The 18,127-nt window shown below is 75.6% G+C and carries 17 protein-coding genes; 5 read left to right on the forward strand and 12 right to left on the reverse strand.

The genetic code is table 11. From position 1 onward, the window contains the following. Positions 1-79: 79 nt before the first annotated feature. From AB7J25_RS02000 to AB7J25_RS02025, 6 genes are all read right to left on the reverse strand, one after another. Positions 80-508 (reverse strand): molybdenum cofactor biosynthesis protein MoaE, encoded by a 429-nt coding sequence (locus tag AB7J25_RS02000; RefSeq protein ID WP_428504330.1) that lies wholly within the window; start codon positions 506-508, stop codon positions 80-82. Beyond that, positions 508-987 (reverse strand): MogA/MoaB family molybdenum cofactor biosynthesis protein, encoded by a 480-nt coding sequence (locus AB7J25_RS02005; protein ID WP_428504332.1) that lies wholly within the window; start codon positions 985-987, stop codon positions 508-510. Before AB7J25_RS02005 ends, AB7J25_RS02000 begins: the two co-directional genes overlap by 1 nt. A gap of 88 nt (positions 988-1,075) precedes the next feature. After that, positions 1,076-1,555, reverse strand: a complete 480-nt coding sequence (gene moaC / locus AB7J25_RS02010) for a cyclic pyranopterin monophosphate synthase MoaC (protein WP_428504334.1) — start codon at positions 1,553-1,555, stop codon at positions 1,076-1,078. 46 nt (positions 1,556-1,601) lie between these two features. Then, positions 1,602-2,324 carry a hypothetical protein gene (locus AB7J25_RS02015; protein WP_428504336.1) on the reverse strand — a complete coding sequence of 241 codons (723 nt, stop codon included), beginning with the start codon at positions 2,322-2,324 and terminating at the stop codon, positions 1,602-1,604. 102 nt (positions 2,325-2,426) lie between these two features. After that, positions 2,427-2,999 (reverse strand): nucleotidyltransferase family protein, encoded by a 573-nt coding sequence (locus AB7J25_RS02020; RefSeq protein WP_428504435.1) that lies wholly within the window; start codon positions 2,997-2,999, stop codon positions 2,427-2,429. Further along, entirely contained in the window at positions 2,996-3,178 is a 183-nt protein-coding gene (locus AB7J25_RS02025; RefSeq protein WP_428504338.1) for a hypothetical protein, read from the reverse strand. The genes AB7J25_RS02020 and AB7J25_RS02025 overlap by 4 nt, the downstream gene beginning before the upstream one ends. Positions 3,179-3,265: 87 nt before the next feature. On the opposite strand from AB7J25_RS02025, the gene AB7J25_RS02030 reads away from it, so the two are divergent. Together AB7J25_RS02030 and AB7J25_RS02035 are read left to right on the forward strand one after the other, a co-directional pair. Continuing rightward, positions 3,266-5,494, forward strand: coding sequence for a helicase-associated domain-containing protein (locus AB7J25_RS02030; protein WP_428504340.1), 2,229 nt, complete (start codon positions 3,266-3,268; stop codon positions 5,492-5,494). 33 nt (positions 5,495-5,527) lie between these two features. Further along, a complete protein-coding gene (locus AB7J25_RS02035) occupies positions 5,528-5,998 on the forward strand; it encodes a hypothetical protein (RefSeq protein WP_428504342.1) in 471 nt (156 codons plus the stop codon). Here AB7J25_RS02035 and AB7J25_RS02040 read toward each other — a convergent pair. The 6 genes from AB7J25_RS02040 to AB7J25_RS02065 are packed head-to-tail and all read right to left on the reverse strand — an operon-like array spanning position 5,995 to position 14,389. After that, the gene (locus AB7J25_RS02040; RefSeq protein WP_428504344.1) at positions 5,995-6,612 is read right to left on the reverse strand and encodes a DUF742 domain-containing protein; all 618 of its coding nucleotides are present in this window, start codon (positions 6,610-6,612) and stop codon (positions 5,995-5,997) included. The genes AB7J25_RS02035 and AB7J25_RS02040 overlap by 4 nt on opposite strands. A 40-nt stretch (positions 6,613-6,652) precedes the next feature. Then, entirely contained in the window at positions 6,653-7,075 is a 423-nt protein-coding gene (locus AB7J25_RS02045) for a roadblock/LC7 domain-containing protein (RefSeq protein ID WP_428504346.1), read from the reverse strand. Beyond that, positions 7,072-8,403 carry an ABC transporter substrate-binding protein gene (locus AB7J25_RS02050; RefSeq protein WP_428504348.1) on the reverse strand — a complete coding sequence of 444 codons (1,332 nt, stop codon included), beginning with the start codon at positions 8,401-8,403 and terminating at the stop codon, positions 7,072-7,074. Before AB7J25_RS02050 ends, AB7J25_RS02045 begins: the two co-directional genes overlap by 4 nt. Further along, positions 8,400-8,999 carry a GTP-binding protein gene (locus tag AB7J25_RS02055; RefSeq protein ID WP_428504350.1) on the reverse strand — a complete coding sequence of 200 codons (600 nt, stop codon included), beginning with the start codon at positions 8,997-8,999 and terminating at the stop codon, positions 8,400-8,402. Before AB7J25_RS02055 ends, AB7J25_RS02050 begins: the two co-directional genes overlap by 4 nt. 21 nt (positions 9,000-9,020) lie before the next feature. Continuing rightward, the gene (locus tag AB7J25_RS02060) at positions 9,021-9,437 is read right to left on the reverse strand and encodes a roadblock/LC7 domain-containing protein (RefSeq protein WP_428504353.1); all 417 of its coding nucleotides are present in this window, start codon (positions 9,435-9,437) and stop codon (positions 9,021-9,023) included. Further along, positions 9,434-14,389: a nitrate- and nitrite sensing domain-containing protein gene (locus tag AB7J25_RS02065; protein WP_428504355.1), complete on the reverse strand. Its 4,956-nt coding sequence runs from the start codon at positions 14,387-14,389 to the stop codon at positions 9,434-9,436. Before AB7J25_RS02065 ends, AB7J25_RS02060 begins: the two co-directional genes overlap by 4 nt. A gap of 437 nt (positions 14,390-14,826) precedes the next feature. On the opposite strand from AB7J25_RS02065, the gene AB7J25_RS02070 reads away from it, so the two are divergent. The 3 genes from AB7J25_RS02070 (at position 14,827) to AB7J25_RS02080 (ending at position 18,117) form a co-directional block, all read left to right on the forward strand. After that, entirely contained in the window at positions 14,827-16,488 is a 1,662-nt protein-coding gene (locus AB7J25_RS02070) for a DNA repair helicase XPB (protein WP_428504357.1), read from the forward strand. A 269-nt stretch (positions 16,489-16,757) separates the two neighbouring features. Then, positions 16,758-16,967 carry a hypothetical protein gene (locus AB7J25_RS02075; RefSeq protein WP_428504359.1) on the forward strand — a complete coding sequence of 70 codons (210 nt, stop codon included), beginning with the start codon at positions 16,758-16,760 and terminating at the stop codon, positions 16,965-16,967. Then, positions 16,942-18,117: a GAF domain-containing sensor histidine kinase gene (locus AB7J25_RS02080; protein WP_428504361.1), complete on the forward strand. Its 1,176-nt coding sequence runs from the start codon at positions 16,942-16,944 to the stop codon at positions 18,115-18,117. Before AB7J25_RS02075 ends, AB7J25_RS02080 begins: the two co-directional genes overlap by 26 nt. Positions 18,118-18,127 lie beyond the last annotated feature (10 nt).

The following is an 18,127-nucleotide window of genomic DNA, read 5'->3' on the forward strand; positions in this document are numbered from 1 at the left end:
ACGAACGCCCCCTCGTACGCCATGTGTACGAGGGGGCCGTGTGGTGCGGGGCCTTCGGGCAGGCTGGGTCCGGCGGGAATCAGGTGGAGTTGACCCACTCGTCGGTGCCGTCGGCGAACACCTGGTGCTTCCACACCGGCAGCAGCCGCTTGACCTCCTCCACCAGCTCGGCACAGGTCGCGAACGCCTCCCGGCGATGGTCCGCGGCCACGGCGCAGGCGAGCGCCACGTCCCCGATGCCCAACTCGCCCACCCGGTGGCTCACCGCGATCGCCCGTACGCCCTCGGCGCGCCCCGCCACCTGGACGGCGATCTCGGCGACGACCTGCCCGGCGCTGGGATGGGCGCTGTAGGTCAGGCCCGCGACACCTCTGCCGCCGTCGTGGTCGCGCACCACGCCGGCGAACGTCACCACGGCACCCGCCGCCGCCCGCTCCACGAGCGCCGCGTGCTCGGCCGCGTCGAGGGGCTCCTCGCCCACGGCCGCCCGCAGGACCTCCGCAGGCATCAGTGATCACCTCCGCGCAACTGGTCGACGGCATGATCCAGCACGCCGTCGAGAACCGCCAGGCCGTCCCGAACTCCCCCTGTCGATCCGGGTAGGTTCACGACCAGCGTCCGGCCCGCGACGCCGGCCACACCGCGCGAGAGCACCGCCGTCGGCACCGCGGGCGCTCCCTTCGCACGGATCGCGTCGGCCAGCCCCGTCACCTCGTAGTCGAGGACGGTCCGGGTGACGTCCGGGGTGGCGTCGGTGGGGGAGATGCCCGTGCCGCCGGTCGTGATCACGACGTCCACCCGCTCCGCGACGGCGGTCCGCAGGGCCTCGCCGACCGGATCGCCGTCCGGCACCACCGCGGCGTCGGGGGTCTCGTAGCCGCGCTCGCGCAGCCAGGTGACGATCAGCGGGCCGCCGCGGTCGGGGTACACGCCCGCCGCCGCCCGGTTCGACGCCGTGACGACCCGGGCCGTCCGCGGTGCGCTCACCGGCCCCCCTCCGTCGAGAACGACATTGTGCTGATCAACAGGGCCCCGGAAGCTGCGCAACGTCGTTCTCGACGGGGGTCGGGGGCGGTCACCGCCGGTCCTCGGGGCGCGTCCACGTGCCGGTCTTACCGCCGTCCTTGCGCTCCACGCGGACGTCGGTGAGCACGGCGGCCGGATCGACGGCCTTCACCATGTCGTGCAGCGTGAGTCCCGCGACCGCGACGGCGGTGAGCGCCTCCATCTCCACGCCCGTGCGGTCCGTGGTCTTCACGGTGGCGCGGATGCCGATCTCGTCGCCGTCCGGCTCCAGGTCCAGCACCACGCCCGACAGCGCGATCGGGTGGCACAGCGGCACGAGATCCGGGGTGCGCTTGGCGCCCATGATCCCCGCGATGCGGGCCGTGGCGAGAGCGTCCCCCTTCGGCAGCCCGTCGCGGCGCAGGAGCTCGACGACCTCCGCCGTGGTGCGCAGCCGCCCCGTCGCCACGGCGGTGCGGGCCGTGGGCTGCTTTCCGGTGACGTCGACCATCCGGGCGGCCCCGGCGGCGTCGACGTGGGTGAGTTCCACGCCGCAGACCCTACGTCGACCCGCCGTCGCCGCGCGGACGGGAGCATCACCCGATGTCGAGCTGCACGTACTCGTACTCGTCGGAGTCGACCACGTCGTCGCGGTTCCGGTCGACGGTCACCGCGAGGTACACGTCCGTCGAGCCGAGCGAGCCCGCGCCGTCGAGTCGGGAGACGAAGAAGGAGTCCTGGTCGTCCGTCCGGTGGCGCACCCGGGTGTCGATCAGGTAGTTCTGTCCCTCCGGGTCGACGAACAGCGTCCCGCTGCCGAACTCGTGGTCGGCGAAGCCGGTCCCCGGTCGCAGGAACGGGACGTCCTCGTGGCGGACCCCGTCGTCGAGAACGAGGATCGACCGGTCGGTCCAGGCGCAGACCTGCAGGGCCACCCCCGACGGCAGCCGCGGGAACCGGATCTCGAACGGCTCGGACCGCAGCGCGACCCGGACGACGGGGGTGCCGAGGTCCTCGACGAACATCGGGGCCTGGGTGTCGCCCTGCCAGAACTCGAGGCCGAGGCGGGGCGTCCGCTGGACGTCACCGGCGGTGGCGGCGGGCCGGCCCGGCGAGTCCCGCGGCCCGGACGGGCCCTCGGCCGGTGGGGCCTGCGGCCACAGCCAGGCGACGACGGCGACCACGACTCCGAGGACGGCCGCGACGACGCCGATGTGCTCGCCGAACGTGCGGTGTCGACGACGGGGTGGGTCCGCCGGTGGGCCGTCCGGCTGCCGGTCCGCGTGCCCGTCGGTGTGCCCGTCGGATTGCCCGTCCACTTGCCCCCCGGCGCCGGACGATGGGCCGGACCGGAGCGGTCGGCGGCCGTGATCAGGTGCGCATCTTGGCCCCGAACGGCCGGGACGGTCAACGGGTGCCCGTCACGCTCCGCGGAACCGCGCCAGGCGCTCGGGGGTGTCGGCGTCGTCCGGCGTGGCGACGTCCCCGCACTCGACGAGGCGGGCGGGGTGGGTCGCCAGGTAGCGACGGGCGCCCTCGTCCCCGGCCGCCGCGGCGCGCACCCCCGTCCAGTGCGCCCGGCCGAACAGCACGGGATGGCCGGGCCGGCCGCCGTAGGCGGCGCGGGCGAGGGTGTGCGGGCCGTCCACGGCGGCGACGAGCCGGGCCACGGCCGTCGCGGTGACACCGGGCAGGTCCACGAGGTGCACGAGCGCGGCGTCCCCGGTGAGCGCGTCCAGGCCGGCGCGCAACGACGCGCCCATGCCCTCGGCCCATCCGTCCGCGACGACCGCCGTGACGTCCTCGGGCACCAGCGGGGCCACCTCGTCCGCCGCGGCGCCGAGCACGACGACCAGCGGCGAGCAGCCCCCGTCGCGCAGCACGCGCAGCGCGCGGCGCACCAGCGGCTCGCCGTCCAGCTCGACCAGCGCCTTGGGCCTCCCGAACCGCCTGCCCGCGCCCGCGGCGAGCAGCAGGCCTGTGACGGGGATCAGCGGTTGATCACCGTGTGCGGGTGCTCGTAGGGGACCTCGTCGACCGGGAACTCGATCTCGCCGAACGGCGACGACGCGCCCTGCAGGGGGCTCACGATCTCACTGACCGGGTGCTCGCCGTCCGGGAGGTCGGGCGGCCAGGTCGGGTCGATCCGCGCAGAGTTGACGGACTTGGCCACCGTGAGTACCTCCTCGAGCCAGGACGGAACACCGTGAGTATCCCGCACCGGACCCCGTACGCACCCGGCGGCTACCGTGGATGTTCTATGCACACCCCGCTGGTCGACTGGCTGCGCGCGCAGGACGACACCGCGCTCGCCACGCTGCTCGCCCGGCGGCCCGATCTCGCCGTCCCGCCGCCCGGCGACCTCACCGTGCTCGCCACCCGGGCCGCGGTTCGCGCCTCCGTCGTGCGGGCCTGCGACGACCTCGACACGGTGACGCTGGCCGTCCTGGAGGCCCTCGTCGTCGCGGACGCGGACACCGCGCCCGTCCCGCTCGCGGAGCTGGAGCGCCTGCTCGGCCCGGACGCGCCCGCCGCCGCCGTCACCGACGCGCTGCGGCGGCTGCGGGAGCGGGCGCTGGCCTGGGGCCCCGACGACGCGCTCATGGTCGTGCCCGCGGTGCGGGACGCCGTGCCGCGCTTCCCCGGTGGCCTCGGCCGCCCCGCCACCGGGCCCGCGGGCTCGAGCGCGCTGCCCGGCCTGCTCGCGGGCGTGGACGACGAGGAGCGCCGCGTCCTGCAGGCCCTCGCGGCCGGGCCCCCGATCGGGCGCAGCCGGGGCGACCCCGCCGGGCCCGTCGGGCGGCTGCTCGCACGGGGCCTGCTGCTGCGCGTGGACGCCGAGACCGTCGAGCTGCCCCGCCAGGTCGGCCTCGCACTGCGCGGCGAGCGCCCGCTCGGCCCGCTCGCCGTCACCCCGCCGGACCTCGCGCCGCGCGAGCGCGGCGCAGCCGTCGTGGACGGCACCGCGGCCGACGCGGCGCTGCGGCTCCTGCGCCAGGTCGAGGCGTTGATCGGGTTCTGGGGAGAGGCGCCGCCCCCCGTGCTGCGCTCCGGCGGGCTCGGGGTGCGCGAGCTGCGCCGCGCCGCCCGCGAGATGGGAGTGGACGAGCCGGCCGCCGCGCTCGTCGTCGAGCTGGCGGTCGCGGCGGACCTGGTGGGCGCGAGCGAGAACACCGCCTCGGAGTGGGTGCCCACCACCGCAGCGGACGGGTGGCTCGCGGGCGGGCCCGAGGTGCGCTGGTCGCTGCTCGCCCGCACCTGGCTGGACCTGCCGCGGCTGCCGGGGCTCGTCGGCCGCCGCGACGACGCGGGCCGGGCCGTCGCGGCGCTCTCGGACGGCGTGCGCAGGCCGCTGGCCGGGCGGGACCGCCGCCGGATCCTCGACGCCCTCGCCGAGCTTCCGCCCGGTACCGCCGCGGGCTCAGCCACCGTGCTCGCCGATCTCCTGGCCTGGCGCGCCCCGCGACGTGGGGGGCGGCTGCGCGACGAGCTCGTCGCCTGGACGCTGGCCGAGGCCACCACGCTCGGTGTCGTGGCGCTGGACGCATTCTCCGGCCCCGGGCGCGCCCTGCTCACCGCCCCCGACACGATCCCGGCCGTGATGCGCGCGGCTCTGCCCCCGCCCGTCGAGCACGTGGTGCTGCAGGCCGACCTCACCGCCGTCGCTCCCGGTCGCCTGGACCCGGAGTTCGCGCGCGAGCTCGACCTCATCGCCGACGTCGAGTCCGCGGGCGGCGCGACCGTCTACCGGTTCACCGAGAGCAGCGTGCGCCGCGCCCTCGACGCCGGGCGGGACGCCGCCGACCTGCACGCCCTGCTCGCCCGCCGCTCCGCGACGCCCGTCCCGCAGGCCCTCACCTACCTGGTCGACGACGTCGCCCGCCGCCACGGGCGGCTGCGCGGCGGCATCGCGGGCTCCTTCCTGCGTTCCGACGACGACGTCCTGCTCGCCGAGGTCCTCGCCCATCCCGAGGCGAGAGCGCTGGAGCTGCGCCGCCTCGCGCCCACCGTCGTCGTCTCCCCGCTCCCGCTGGGGGAGGTGCTCGCCGGGCTTCGCGCCGCGGGGTTCAGCCCCGCCGCCGAGGACGAGGCGGGCGCCGTCCTGGACCTCGGCGGGCGCGGGCGGCGCATCGAACCCCGCCGTCGCGCCACCGGCCGTCCCGGTCCGCCCGCGCCGGACACCGCCCAGCTCGGTGCCCTCGTGGCACGCCTGCGGTCCGGTGACGCGCTCGCCGAGGTCCGGCACACCGCGGGACCGCCGCTGCGCGGCAACGGCTCGGCCGTCGACGCCCTCCGGGAGGCCGCGCAGGCCCGCCGGGCCGTCTGGATCGGGTTCGTCGACGCGCGCGGCACGCTGGGGGAGATGCTGCTGCAGCCTCTGCAGATCGGGGGCGGGGTCGTCGAGGGCCGCGACGGCGTGGACGGGGCGGTGCACCGCGTGCCGTTGCACCGCATCACCTCGATCGCCCCCGTCGAGGACCCCGTTTGACCATCGCGCACCGCGGCTGTCACGGTGGAGGGCGTGACCGTCGGGATCCAGCAGCTCATGTGGGAGATCGAGCGGATCCATGACGCGTTCCACCAGGCGGTGCACGTCGACGGCGACGTCGACGCCGCGTTCGCGCTGGTCACCGAGGACGTCACCGTGACCCACCTGCCCGCGGGAACGGGCGCGGCCGGGCCGGACCTGCGCCGCCACCTCGCGCGGGACGTGCTCGGCCACCTGCCGGCGGACCTCGCGTTCAAGCGGGTCAGCCGCACCACCGACAAGTTGCGCGTCGTGGACGAGAACGTGGTCACCTTCACCCACGACCGCGAGCTGCCGTGGCTCCTGCCCGGGGTGGCGCCGACGCATCGCCGCGCCGAGGTGCTCGCGATCTCCGTGACGGCGTTCCGGCACGCGCGCGTGAACGCGCACCGCACGGAGAGCAGGCTGAGCGCGCGACGCACCCTGTGGGACCAGCAGGGTCTCGCGGCCCAGCTCGGCCTCTAGAGCCGGCGCAGGCCGGAGAGCACGCGCTCCATCAGCGCCAGGTCCGGGCCGGCGCCGGTGCTGCTCGCCGTCTGGTGCACCTTCACCAGCCCCATCCCGGCCATGTCGCCCAGCAGCACCCGGGCCACACCCAGCGGGATCGACAGCAGCGCCGCCACCTCCGCCACCGACCGCGTCTGCTCGCACAGCTGCGCCACCGACCGGTGCTCCACGGTCAGCGCCACCATCTGCTCGCGCCCGTGCGTGCTGGTCGACAGCAACGTCTCGATCGCCAGGTCGAGACCCGGCCTCGTGCGGCCTCGCGTCCACGCGTACGGCCGCACCGCCGACGCGCCCTCCGCGGCGGGCGGCTCGTCGTCGTCCTCCTCGACCGGCTGCGGCATCGGGAACTCGACCGGCGCGGGTGCGGACCGCCGCTCCGGTGCGGACGGCGGCTCCGGCACGGGCGCGGTCATCCAGGCGGGCTGCTCCTCCGGCGGCGGCTCCTCGTCGGCGCGCCACCAGCTCCGCCGTCGCTTCTTCCCCGCCCGGCGCGAGTCGAAGCTGAACGCGTTCACGACGTCGGCGAAGTTCGGTTCTTGACCGGTGTGGTCCTCACCGCGACCGGAGGCCATCCGGACTCACCTACCTCTTCGTATGCCGGAACGGGGAGTGTCAGGCGCCGAACGAACCCTGCAGCTCGGCCCGCAATTCTGGCGTGAGCAACTGCCCCACACGATCGACCAGCAGGGTCATCTCGTAGCCGATCAGACCGATGTCGCAGGTCGGGGCGGCGAGAACGGCGAGGCACGAACCGTCGCTGATCGACATCAGCAGCACGATCCCGCGGTCCATCTCGACGACCGTCTGCACCACACCGCCCGCGTCGAAGCAACGCGCCGCACCCTGTGTGAGGCTGATCAGCCCCGACGCGACGGCCGCCAGCTGATCCGCGCGATCGCGGGGCAGCCGGTCCGATCCGGTGAGCAGGAGGCCGTCGGCCGACACGACGATCGCGTGTGCGACCCCTGGCACACGCTCGGCGAAGTTGTTGACCAGCCACCCGAAGCTGTTCGGGTTCGCGGGGGCGGGATTCACCTGGGCTCCTCTGACGTGGTCGTACGAGCCGCCGCCGTGGTGGTACGGCAGACGGGGTTGGAACGGTCGAACGCGGGCTGGGCGGCGTACTCCACGGGGTCGCGGCCCAGCGACTGGGTGACGGCCGGGACCTCGCGCAGCAACGCGACCCCTCCGTCCCTCACCTGGAGAAGGTAGTTGTCGGCGATCACCTGACGGTTCGCGTCGAGCCGGACGGGCCCCTGCGGCGTCTCCATCGCGAGCGACGACAGCGCCGCCCTGAACTCGCGCTGATCACCGGTCACGTCGCCGTCGGCCGCCTCGGCCGCCTCGAGTGTCGCCTTCATCGCCACGTAGTAGAGGACGTCCGCGACCCCCGGCGGTGGCGACTTCGGGTAGTGGGCCCGCATGTTCTCCACGTAGTCGCGGTAGGGCCGGTCCGCCGGCAGCGGGGCCACCGGCCCTGCCGACACGGTGCCCTCCAGCCGGTCCCCGAGCTCCTCGATCGCCGCCGCGTCGAAGGTGAGGCTGCCCGCCAGGATGGGCAGGTCCGCGTCGGTCTGCGCGTCGAGCTCGCGGATGAAGCCCACCGCGGCCTCGCCGTCCAGCGCGAGGAACACCGCGTCGACGTCGGCCGGGACCTGGTCGACGTAGGCGGCGAAGTCCGTGGCGCCCCGCGGGATCCACAGCCGCTTCACCACCGACCGCTCCGGCCCGCAGTACTCCGTGAGGAACCCGCCGACCTGGTCGTACGGGTACGAGTCGATCTCCGCGACCGTCACGACCCGGTCGTAGCGCTGCGCCGCGTACGCGCCGAGGCCGGCCATCCACTGGGCACCGTCGCCGGAGAACCGGAACACGTTCGGTTCGGGGTCGCGCAACGTCAGGTTCTGCGCTGCGGACATGCCGCTGACCAGCGTGACGTCCGGGACGCCCGCGACGTAGTTCTTCACCGCGAGGCCCTCGTCGCCCGACGTCGGGCCGACGATCACGTCCACACCCCGCAGCTCCACCAGCCGCCGCGCCGCGCTCACCGCGACGTCGGGGGACGCCGGGTCCGAGCCCTCGACGAACAGCTGTACCGGCTTGCCCGCCACCCGGGCGCCCCGCACCGCGTCCAGCGGACCGTCCCCGACGAGCGTGCCGCCCGCCTCCAGCAGCGCCAGCTTCGCCCCGCGGTTCGCGGCCTCGCCGAGTGCCGCGTACGGCTCCGACAGCGAGGACAGCAGGCCGATGCGGACGACGTCGGGGTCGTCCGGGACCGACGGCTCCCCGGTCCCGCTGCAGCCCGCGAGCAGGACCGTCGCGGCGGCGCACGCGGCCGCGACGAGACGACGGGACCGCCTCACCGCACCCCCGACTGCATCCAGTGCCGCATCGCGTGCTCGACCAGCGCGATCAACGTCTGCTTCACCGACTCCCGGTTGCGCGCGTCACAACCGAACATGGGCACGCTCGGGTCGATCGACATCGCCTCCCGGACGTCCTCGACGCGGTGGGCCAGGATCCCGTCGAAGCAGTTCAGCCCGACGAGGTAGGGCAGCCCACGGTCCTCGAAGAAGTCGATCGCCGCGAACGAGTCCGCCAGTCGGCGGGTGTCGACGAGCACCACGGCACCGATCGCGCCGCGCACCAGATCGTCCCACATGAACCAGAAGCGGTCCTGACCCGGCGTTCCGAAGAGGTACAGGATCAGATCCTGGTCCAGCGAGACGCGTCCGAAGTCCATCGCGACCGTCGTCGTGCGCTTGTTCGGCACGGCGGAGAGGTCGTCGTGGCCCGCGCTCGCCTCCGTCATCACCGCCTCGGTCGTGAGCGGCATGATCTCCGACACGGACCCGACGAACGTGGTCTTGCCGACGCCGAAACCACCCGCGACGACGATCTTCGCCGATGTCGTGGCGGCCGTCGCGATCGGGCGCTGGGTCGAATCGACTGGATGCACTCCAGGCTCCGTTCAGGGTTCCTAGCGGGCGAACGAGCCCTGCAGCTCGGCGCGCAGCTCGGGGGTCAGGAGCTGGCCGACCCGGTCGACCAGCAGGGTCATCTCGTACCCGATGAGGCCGATGTCGCAGCTCGGGGCCGCCAGCACCGCGAGGCAGCTGCCGTCGCTGATCGACATCAGGGCCACGATGCCGTGGTCCATCTCGATGATGGTCTGCACGACGCCGCCCGCGTCGAAGCAGCGGGCCGCACCGTTGGTGAGACTCACCACTCCCGAGGCGATGGCGGCGAGCTGGTCCGCCCGATCCCGTGGAAGGCGGGCGGATGCCGTGAGCAGCAGCCCGTCCGCGGACACCACGACGGCGTGCGCCACCCCGGGTACCCGGTCGGCGAAGTCGGTGACCAGCCAGCCGAAGCTGCTGAGGTCCGGTCGGCTCACGAGCCCTCCTTGTCGCGGTGACCGTTGCTGCCCGGGGCGAACACCGGTGCCTTGCCCGCCTCGGCGGCCTGCACCGCCTCGGCCGCGGCCGCCATCCTGCGCAGCCGTGCCTCCCGGCCCTGCCGCACGCCGTCCTGGTAGCTCGCCAGGCGGTTCCGGATCGCCTCCGCGGTGCGAGCGGCGCCAGTCTGCTCGCCGTGCCCGGGCGAGCCCGTGCGGCCCACCGGGTCCGCGGGCTGCGGGGCCGGGCCCGCTGCACCCGGGACGAGACGTGCTCGCGGTCGGCGCTTCGGGAGCCCGGCGGAGGTCAGCTCCTCCCCGACGACCTCGGCCGCTGCGGCCGAGGCGCGCCATCCGTCGTCGGCGGGTGTCGCGAACGCGCCGGCAGCAGTGGGTGCGGATGCGGCGGGCGCGGGCGCGGTGGGCGCGGGTGCGGTGGGCGCGGGTGCGGTGGGCGCGGCGGGTGTGCCGAGCGGCGGCGCCTCCGCACTCACCTCCGGGAGGGGCTGCGCCGTCGGCCGCTGCGGGGTGCCGCGGACCGGCAGCGGATCGGGCCCGGGCTCCGGGGGGGCCTCGTAGGGCACCGGGCGATCCTCACGGAACCACGCCGAGGCGATCTCCTCGAAGATCGGTGTCGTCTCCGCGGGGTCGTTGGTGCGTGGGGGCGCGGTGCCGATCGAGGGCGGTGCATCCGTCGCGCGGCCGTCGTCGTGCGCGTCCGCCGGGGGCTGCGGGGCGTCCTGGCGCCGCTGGCCGGTGTCGGCACCCGCCGTGACGGGCGTGCCGGCTGCCGGGCGGGGCGCCGGCCCCGACCCGGGCGCCGGAGCACCGGCCCCGGGGCCGCCGGGCGCGCGGGTGCCGGGTGCGTGCGGGTCGGGACCGGGTGCGCGGGTGCCGGGTGCCTGCGGGTCCGGACCGGGCGCGCCCGGGGTCCACGGCGCGGTGGGCCTGGGACCCGGCCACGGACGGCTGCCGGGGCGGGCGGTCGGGCCGGGTTGCGACGGCGGGCCCGCGAGGGGCCGCGGGTCCCGGTGGGGACCCGCCAGGCCGTTCGGCGACGCGTTGCGATCCTTCGTCCCGGGTCGGCCCGGCCAGCCGGGCCGCGGGCGGCCGGCGGTGGGCGGGCGAAGTGGTGAGTCCTGAGGTCCGTCCTGCCCGGGCGGTGGGCTGCCCGCGGGGAGGCCCGGCGCCCGGCCGGGCTGCGTGACCGGTGCGGGCGGGGTGTCCGACCGCAGCGCATGAGCAGGACCGCCGTCGGAGCCGCCCTCCTGCGGCGGCGTGCCGGGACGGCCGGCACCCGGTGCGTCGAGCCCGGGCCGGGAACGCGAGGCGGCGTCGCCGGTGCGGGCGGTCGTGCCGGGTGGGACGTTGCCGGGCCGGGGATCCGGGCCGTCCGAGGCGCCCGCGAGGGCCGCGGCGGGCCCCGCTTGCGTCCGGTCGGCACCGGTCTGGCCCGCCGGCCCCGGACCGTCGCCGGTCCCGGAGCCGTCCGACACCGGGCGGCTGACGGCCGCCGCGACGGCGGCCGCGACCGAGCCGGCCCCGCTCGCAGGGACGGACGGGCGCGACGAGCCCTCGGCGGGACCCGGGGCCGCGGGGCCTGTCGTGCCCGGCGCGGCGGGCGCGTCCGGAGCCGCGGCGGGCTTCGACGTCTCGGCCGAGCCGGCCGGATCGCCGGGCCGCCCTGCGGCGCCCGGGCCGGGGTCGCCCGGCCGGGGCGCCCCGGTGGCGTCGGGGGCCGCCGGCCGGTCGGCGCCGGCCGACCGCTGTGGGACGGCGGGGTCGGCCGTCTCGCCGGGCCCACCCGGCCGGTCGGCGCCGGCGGCACCGGTCCCGGCCGTGCCGCCGCTGCCCGGCGACCCCGTCCCGCGGGCGCCCTCGGCGCCGGCGGAGGTCGCCGGGCCGGCCAGGGGCGTGCCCGGGTCCGCCGTTCCCGGCTGCGGGCCGGCCGGTCCGTCCGTCGCCGAGTCACCCGATCCCGCACGGGCCGGGGTACCGGGTTCGGCGGGTGTGCCGGGCCTGGTCGGGGAGCCTGCGGCGGCCCGCTGCGGGGTGGACGGGCCGGACGCCGTCCGAGCGGCGTCGTCGCCCTGCGCGCGATCCGATCCGGGCCGCAGCGGCGGGGCGGGGTTCTGCGCGAGGAACGCCTCCGTCGCCGGGGTCGGCGGCTCAGCCGGCGTGGGCCGGTCGCCGTCCGCGGCGCCCGCCGGGCGCGGCGACCCGGGCGCTCGTGGCGAGGACCGGTCGCCGGTCAGCGCCTCGCCTGGTCGGCGGACGGGCAGCGGCCCGGCCGGGCCGGGAGCCTGCAGGCCCGTGGGGAACGCACCGGGCCGGTTGCCGTCGCGGCCGCTCGGGTTCCCGTGCGGGCGGGCGACACCGGGCCGCTCCGCCTCGCCGGGCCCGGCCGGACCACCCCGCTCGCCGGCACCGGGCATCGCCGTGCGGCGATCCAGGTCCTCCGGGGGCCGGGCGAACGACCCCGGCTGCTCGACGTGGCCGTTCGGGCTCGGCCGCAGCGCGAACGCCCCCGAGCTCTCGGACGGGCCGGACGGGCCGGGCGGGTCGAAGAGCTCGCCGGGAGTGCGTGAGGCGCCGGAGGGTCGGGGCGTGTGCTGCGTGCCGGACCGCTCGACGCCCGGTGCCGCAGGCGGCACCTGGCCGAGCATCTGCCCGGGGTGGCGCAGCGGGAGGTCGGAGGCCGAGCCGGTGTCCGGACCAGGGGCAGCCGGCCCGCGCCGGTCGGGCGTGGAGCCGTTGCGGCCGTGGTCGGGGCCGAGGCCGTTCGCCGCGCCACCCAGACCGTTGACGGGGGCCGTCGGGACCCCGTTCGGGCCGGGGCGGCGGGCGGGGGGGCCGGGCAGGGGGCCACCGGGGCTCCCGGGTGGGGCGTCGCCGCCCGCGACGAGCGCGGACAGCGGGGCGGGGCGTTGCTCGCCCGGGCCGCGCAGCGACGGGACGAATGTGTCCGGGCCCGGCGTCGGGGGCGTGGACGGGGTGGGCGGCGTGCTCGAGGACGTGCCGCCGGCTTCGGCGCCGGGACCGGCCGTGACCAGGTAGCCGGGCACGGTGACGGAGGCCGTGGTGCCACCGGACCCGCCGCCGAGGCGGACCCCGAGACCGTGCCGGGCGGCCAGGCGGCCGACCACGAACAGGCCCATCCGCCGGGACACCGAGACGTCCACGGCGGTGGGGCGGGCGAGGCGCTCGTTGGCGGTGTCGACCTCCTCGCCGCTCATGCCGACGCCCCGGTCCAGGATCTCGATGAGGATCGCGCCGTCCGAGGTCCGCTGGCTGGACATGACGACCTGCGTGTCCGGCGGGGAGAAGTTCGTCGCGTTGTCGACCAGCTCCGCGAGCAGGTGGACGATGTCGCTCGCGGCCCGGCCGGCGATCGTGGCGTCCGGCGGCGACTGCACGACCACCCGCTGGTACTGCTCGACCTCGGAGACCGCTGCGCGCAGGACGTCCACGACCGGGACGGGCTGGGTGGCCCGCTTGGAGAGGTCGGTGCCGGAGAGGACCAGGAGGTTCTCGGAGTTGCGCCGCATCCGGGTGGCGAGGCTGTCCAGCTGGAACAGGTTGGCGAGCTGGTCGGGGTCCTGCTCGTTGCTCTCCAGCTGCTCGATGAGCTTGAGCTGGCGCTCGGCCAGCGCCTGGCTGCGGCGGGAGAGGTTGGCGAACATGTTGGAGACGTTGGCCTGCAGCGTGGCCTGCTCGGCGGCGAGGCGGACGGCCTGGCTGTGCACCGCGTCGAACGCGCGGGCCACCTGGCCGATCTCCTCGCGGGTCGTCACGGGGACGGGTTTGACGTCGACGTCCGGGATCGCGCCGTCGCGCATGCTCTGGACGGCGCTGGGGAGCTTGCGGTCGGCCACGTCGAGTGCGGAGGTGCGCAGCGTCCGCAGCGACGTGATGAGGGACTTGGCCACGACGTAGACGACCGCGGCGCCGAGGAGGATGGCGAGCAGCAGGATGACGCTGCTGATGCCGGCCAGGTTGCTGGCGGCCTCCTTCTGCGTGGCGGTGACCTCGCCCAGCTCGGACCGTGCACCGGAAGCGGCCGAGTCGATCTCGGACAGGACGGCCGCCGACGCCGCGTTCCATGCGTCCGGGGCGACCTCGAGCGGGAGGTTCGCGCGCCCGCGGTCCACGACGCTCTGCTTGAGCTGCTCGCGGGTGGCGGCCACGGAGCCGGCGAAGTCGGTGTAGCGCGTCTGCTGCTCGTCGCTCAGCACGGACCGGACGGTGGCGGTGGCCGTGGCGAGGCGTGCGTCCGCGGCTCCCAGGGCGTCCGCCTGGGCGTCGGAGAGGCTGCCGGCCGCGAGCGCCGCGGCGACGACGGCCTGCTGGGCGGCCACCTGCTCGCGGGCCTCGCCGAGCGCGCCGACGGCCTGGGCGAGCCCGCTGGTCTCGGGATCGGTGAGCTGGCGGGTCAGCGCGGTGTCGAACACGAGCAACGGCTCGACGACGACCTTGTACTGGGCCTGCAGGTCGGTGGCGTCGTTCGCGCCGGTGAGGACCTGGCGGCGCAGCTGGGTGAGCCGGAAGTAGGTGTTCTCGACCTGGCGCAGCGCGCCCACGGAGCCGGCGTTGAGGTCGGACTGGTCGCCGAGCAGCTCTGCGGCGTCGGTGCGGGCCTGGTCGGTCGCGCGCGTGGCGGCCTCGAACGGGGCGGGGTCCCTGCGGTCGCGGACCGCGACGAACTCGACGGCGGCCAGCCGCTCCTCCTGCAGCCTGCCGGCGAGCGCGGCGTAGCGCTCCTGGACGGCCGCGATCCGGTCGATCCGGTCGAAGTCCGCTGCGGCGGTGCTCTGGTCGAGGACGCGCAGCACCCCGAGGACGAGGGCGAACAGCGCGGGCACCGCGATCACCGCGACGAGCTTGACCGGCAGGGGCCAGCTTCGTGGCTGGATCCGTTCGGACCAGGAGGCCCTCGGTAGTGGGCTGTTCACGGGCGCGTCCCCTCGCTGTCGTGCTGTGACGGGGTGCCGGGCGCCGACGCCCCGTTCGGCGACGATCCGAGGAACTCTGACATGCCCGCGTCGCGGCACGTGAAGCCGTGAACGTCGGACCGACACCGCGCTGCGGCGAACGGTCGAGGCGTGCGGGGAACGGTGGCGGGGAGCCGCACGATGGGCATCGGGAGAGTCGTCGGATCTTGTGTCATTCGTGTGGTGGCCCGTGTGGCTCGACACGCGCCCATGTTGCGGGCAGGTGCCAAGTCGACCCGGTAGGGTCTCCCACGAGCAGTTGTGCGTCCTGAGCGTGCCTGTTTCGGGATGCAGCAGTGTAAACAGGTGTCGACAGGCGCCCTCGCAGCCCCCGTCGCCGAGGTCGCTCCTCACCCGCCGGCGCGCCGGTTGTCGGTGTCGTGCGGTAGGGAGAACACGTGCCCGAAGGACCCCTGATCGTCCAGTCCGACAAGACGCTGCTGCTCGAGGTCGACCACCCGGACTCGGCGGACGCGCGCATGGCCATCGCCCCGTTCGCCGAGCTGGAGCGGGCGCCCGAGCACGTCCACACCTACCGGGTCACGCCGCTGGCGCTGTGGAACGCCCGCGCGGCCGGGCACGACGCCGAGCAGGTCGTGGACGCGCTGGTGCGCTTCTCGCGCTACGCCGTGCCCCAGCCCCTCCTGGTGGACGTCGTGGACACCATGGGCCGCTACGGCCGCCTGCAGCTCACGAACTCGCCCGTCCACGGGCTGGTCCTCGCGACAACGGACCGCGCGGTGCTGGCGGAGGTGCTGCGCAACAGGAAGATCGCCCCGCTCCTCGGCGCGCGGATCGACGAGGACACCGTGGTCGTGCACCCGTCGGAGCGCGGGCACCTCAAGCAGGCGCTGCTCAAGGTGGGCTGGCCGGCGGAGGATCTCGCGGGCTACGTCGACGGTGAGGCGCACCCGATCGACCTGCGCGAGGACGGGTGGCACCTGCGCGACTACCAGCGTGCGGCCGTCGAGGGCTTCTGGGCCGGCGGTTCCGGGGTGGTCGTGCTGCCCTGCGGGGCGGGCAAGACGCTGGTCGGCGCGGCCGCGATGGCGCAGGCGCGGGCCACGACGCTGATCCTCGTCACGAACACCGTCGCGGGCCGGCAGTGGCGCCGCGAGCTCCTGGCGCGCACGTCGCTCACCGAGGACGAGATCGGCGAGTACTCCGGCGAGCGCAAGGAGGTCCGGCCCGTCACGATCGCGACGTACCAGGTGATGACCCGCAGATCGAAGGGCGAGTACCGCCACCTGGAGCTCTTCGACTCCCGGGACTGGGGCCTGGTCATCTACGACGAGGTGCACCTGCTGCCGGCACCGGTGTTCCGGATGACGGCCGACCTGCAGTCGCGCCGCCGCCTCGGCCTCACCGCCACGCTGGTGCGCGAGGACGGCCGCGAGGGCGACGTCTTCTCCCTCATCGGCCCGAAGCGCTACGACGCCCCGTGGCGCGACATCGAGGCGCAGGGGTGGATCGCGCCCGCGGAGTGCGTCGAGGTGCGGGTGACGCTCACCGACGACGAGCGGATGGGCTACGCCGTCGCGGATGCCGACGAGCGCTACCGGGTCGCCTCCACGGCACACACGAAGCTGAACGTCGTCAAGGCGGTGCTCGCCCGCCATCCGGGCGAGCCTGCGCTGGTGATCGGCGCCTACCTGGAGCAGCTGGAGGAACTCGGCGAGGCGCTGGACGCGCCGATCGTGCAGGGCTCGACGAAGAACCGCGAGCGCGAGGCGCTGTACGACCGGTTCCGCCGCGGCGAGATCCCGGTGCTGGTGGTGTCGAAGGTCGCCAACTTCTCGATCGACCTGCCCGAGGCGAGCGTCGCGGTGCAGGTCTCGGGGACGTTCGGGTCGCGCCAGGAGGAGGCGCAGCGGCTCGGCCGGCTCCTGCGACCCAAGGGGGACGGGCGGCAGGCACACTTCTACTCGATCGTCTCGCGGGACACCGTCGACGCGGACTACGCGCTGCACCGCCAGCGGTTCCTCGCCGAGCAGGGCTACGCCTACCGGATCGTGGACGCGGACGACCTGCTCGGGCCCGCACTGCCGGACGTCGGCTGACGGGCCTCCCACGCCGGGGTCCCGCGAGTGGTGGACCGGCTCCGACCTGCGCGGCGACACCGTTCGGGGCCGTTCCAGACCGTCGCGCCCCGTGCAGTCCGGTGCGGCCGTCGGGGCGAGCCGTCGGCACGCTCGGTGACGATCACGGGCGGGTGGTCGACGACGCGTCACCACTCGCCCGATCGGGATGCCTTCGATCGGGGCACGGTATTGCCCCGGGGCCAGTGAGGATGCACACAATGACGCAACCCCTGGCACCGAGGAGTGACGTGGCACTACTGCTCAGCTCGATCGCGGTCGGTCTGGTCGTCTGGACCGCCCTCGCCGTGGGTACCGCGGTGGTGCTGGGCCGTATGTGCGCACACCGGGACCGGCAGGTCTGCAGCCGGGACCTGCCCGCGCATCTGCACCCGGAGGTGCCGTACCGCACCGCGTATGTGCGATCGTCGGTGGATGCCGTCGAGCGATCGGGCAGCTGAACGAGCCCTCGAGCAGGCCCACCTGCTCGACGTTCTCCTCGCGGACCGGGAAGGACTCGTCGCCGTCCTGGACCGGGTCCTCGCGCTGCGCGGGGCGGCGCAGGTCGCGCGGGACGCGGCGGGCGCCGACATCGGCTTCGTCGCCGACCTGGAGAGCCCGCGCCACCTCGTCATCCGCTGGCTCTCCGGCAACCGTACGGACGCGCTGCGCGACCTCGTCGTCCCCGAGGGGCGCGGGATCGGCGGGCGGGTGCTGTCGCTGGGCCGCCCGGTCCGGGTGAGCGACTACGTCACCTCACCGGCGATCACACACGACTACGATGTGCACGTCTGCCGCGAGGCACTCTCGGCGATGGCCGCCGTCCCCGTCGCACGCGCGGACGGCACCGGCACCGCCGCCATCGCCTACGCAGCGCTGCGCGGGCCGGGTGAGTTCGGCGACGACGCCGTGCGCGCCATGGAGGGCGTCGCCCGCCAGGCGTCGCGCGCCCTGCAGGTGGCGGAGCGCGCCGATGCCGCGCGCTACGACGCCGTCGCCGCCGAGCGCCGCCGCATGCAGACCTCCCTGCACGACTCCGTCGGCGCGATGCTGTTCTCGATCGGTGCCCAGGTGCGCGACCTGCGGACGGCGCTGCCCGACAACCCGCTGCTGGCCACCCGGCTGGGGCGGCTGGAGTCGGACGTGTCGGCGGCGTCGCGCGCGCTGCGCGAGGCGCTGCTCGCGCTGTCCGAGACCAGCCCCGAGCGGGCCCTGCCGATCGAGCTGGCCGAGCACTGCCGCAGCTTCGCGGCCCGCACCGGAGTCCAGGCCCGGTTCGTGCAGCTCTGCGACGTGGCGCCGCTCGACGTGGAACGCACGGGCCTGCTGGTCGGCACCGTCCGCGAGGGCCTGCTCAACGTCGAGAAGCACGCGCAGGGCGTCCACACCGTGGTGGTCAGCCTCGGCGAGGTGGACGGCGGCGTGCAGGTCGCGGTCGCCGACGACGGCACCGCCCAGGACGGCCCCGCCCACGAGGACGGCAGTGGCTTCGGGATCCGGCTGCTGGCCGAGCGTGCCGCGCGCCTCGGGGGCCGGGTCAGCCTCGTCCACGACGAGGACGGCGGCTCCACCCTGCGGATGCTGGTCCCCGGCCCGGAGGTCGGCCCGTGACGCGGCCCGG

The sequence above is a fragment of the Pseudonocardia sp. genome (assembly GCF_050246655.1).
GTDB lineage: Bacteria > Actinomycetota > Actinomycetes > Mycobacteriales > Pseudonocardiaceae > Pseudonocardia.